We start from the raw sequence: 2,089 nt of genomic DNA, 5'->3' as shown, positions 1-2,089 counted from the left end.
ACCAGCAGCGCCGCGCCCGAGACGAGGACGTCCAGCACCCGCTTCACGTGACGCCCCCGGGCCGGTCAGCCCGCATCGCGTGCCAGCGCCCCGGCGCGGATGGACCAGCGCGACACCTCCCACAGCTCGTCCAGGGGGATGGGCGGCGCGCCGCCGGAGCGCACGGCCTCCATCCACAGGCGCAGCTCGGCCGCGTGCCCCTTGTCCATCGACCGCGACCGCTCCCACCAGGGCCCCGCCACACCGAAGCGCCGCAGCCGCCGCCAGTTGTCGATGGCCGCCGTCTTTCCATCCCAGAAGCACTCGATGCGCTCCTTGGGATACGAGCGCGCGCCCGACGCCAGGTAGTGCACCGCCGCCGTGGAGCCGTCCGCGAAGGAAAGCGAGAGGTGGGCGATGTCGTCGATGGCCCGCCCCGCCCCGTCGCGCGCCGGCGTCACCTGCAGTCCGCGGATGGGCGCGCCCACCAGGAACCGGCACAGGTCGATGAAGTGGCACCCCTCGCCGGTGATGCGCCCGCCGCCCACGGCCGGGTCCTGCGTCCAGTGGTCGCGGGGGATGGCGCCCGCGTTCACCGTGGCCACCACCGACACCGGCCCCGCGCGCCCGCGCAGCAGCGCCTGCATCTCGCCCGCCAGCGGGGCGAAGCGGCGGTTGAAGCCCACCGTCACCAGCCGCCCCGACGACTGCGCCGCGGCCTCGACCGAATCCAGCTCCTCATCGGTGAGGGCCAGCGGCTTTTCGACGAAGACGTGCTTTCCCGCGGCCAGCGCGCGCTCCGTCAGCCGGGCGTGCGTGTCGTGGCGGGTGAGGACGAAGACGGTGTCGATCTCCGGGTTCTCGATCACGGCGTCCACGTCCGTCGTCACCCGCTCGAAGCCGAACTTGTCGCCCACCACGGCGCCGCTGGTGCCGCCGCTGGAGGCGATGGTGTGAAGCCGCGCCCCCGTCTCGCCCAGCGCGGGAAGGAGCGTGCGCAGGGCGAAGTTGCCGGCGCCGATCATTCCCACCACCCCCTGCCCGGCCTTTGCCGAGGCGGGGCGGTTGGTCAGCACGCGCGCCTCGGTCGTGGGAAGCACGCCGCCGCGGTCCGGGTAGGTGAGCACCACGCCCAGGCTGGGCTCCTTCCCCGAGATCACCTCGTACGCCGCGGGGGCGTCGCCGAAATCGAAGCGGTGGGTGACCAGGGCCAGCGGGTCCAGCTGGCCGCCGGCCATCAGCTCCAGCACCGCCTCGAAGTTCCGCTGCTCCGTCCACCGCACGAAGGGGAGCGGGTAGTCGTGCCCGGCCTCCTCGTAGTCGGGGTCGTAGCGCCCCGGGCCGTAGCTGCACGACACCGCGAAGGTGAGCTCCTTCCGGTAGAAGTCGTCGCGGCGCAGGTTGAGCCCCGTCACGCCGACGAGCACCAGCCGGCCACGCTTGCGGCTCATCTCCGCGGCCTGGTGCACGGGGTCGTCCGAGTCCGACGCCAGCGTCAGCAGCACGGCGTCGGCGCCCACTCCGTTGGTGGCCGCCAGCACCCGCTCGGCCACGGCCCCCGCGGTGCCGTCCAGCGGGGTGGCGCCGAAGCGCTCGGCCAGCGCCAGCCGCGAGGGGTCGCGGTCGATGCCGATCACCCGGCAGCCGTTGGCGCGCAGCAGCTGCACCGTAAGCAGGCCGATGAGCCCCAGGCCGTAGACCACCACCGTCTCGCCCAGCGTGGGCGCGGCCAGCCGGATCCCCTGCAGGCCGATGGCGGCCAGCGGGGTGAAGGCGGCGGCCTCCCACCCCACGTTGCCGGGGATGCGCGCGGCCAGGGTGTGGGGCACGCGCACGTACTCGGCGTGCGGGCCGTTGGTCACCACGCGGTCGCCGGCCTTGAAGCCGCCGGCGCGGGCGCCCGCCTCCACCACCACGCCGGCGTGGCAGTAGCCCAGGGGGATGGGCGCGTCGAGCTTGGCGCGCACCGCGTCGAGGGTGGGCGCCAGCCCGTCGGTGCGCACCTTGTCGAGCACCTGGCGCACCTTGTCAGGCTGCTTGCGCGCCTTCTCGAGCAGGTTGGCGCGCCCGAACTCCACCAGCATCCGCTCGGTGCCGGCGGACACCAGCG

1 protein-coding gene is annotated in these 2,089 nt (G+C 74.2%); it reads right to left on the bottom strand.

Features of this window, described 5'->3' with window-relative positions:
- Window positions 1-65: 65 nt before the first annotated feature.
- The coding region (locus tag VIB55_RS08305; protein ID WP_331876208.1) for a bi-domain-containing oxidoreductase at window positions 66-2,089 on the bottom strand (2,024 nt) is incomplete at its 5' end.

The organism is Longimicrobium sp. (assembly GCF_036554565.1).
Classification (GTDB): Bacteria; Gemmatimonadota; Gemmatimonadetes; order Longimicrobiales; family Longimicrobiaceae; genus Longimicrobium.
Note: the sequence above shows the minus strand (reverse complement) of the source record. Positions and strands in the feature narration are given on the sequence as shown.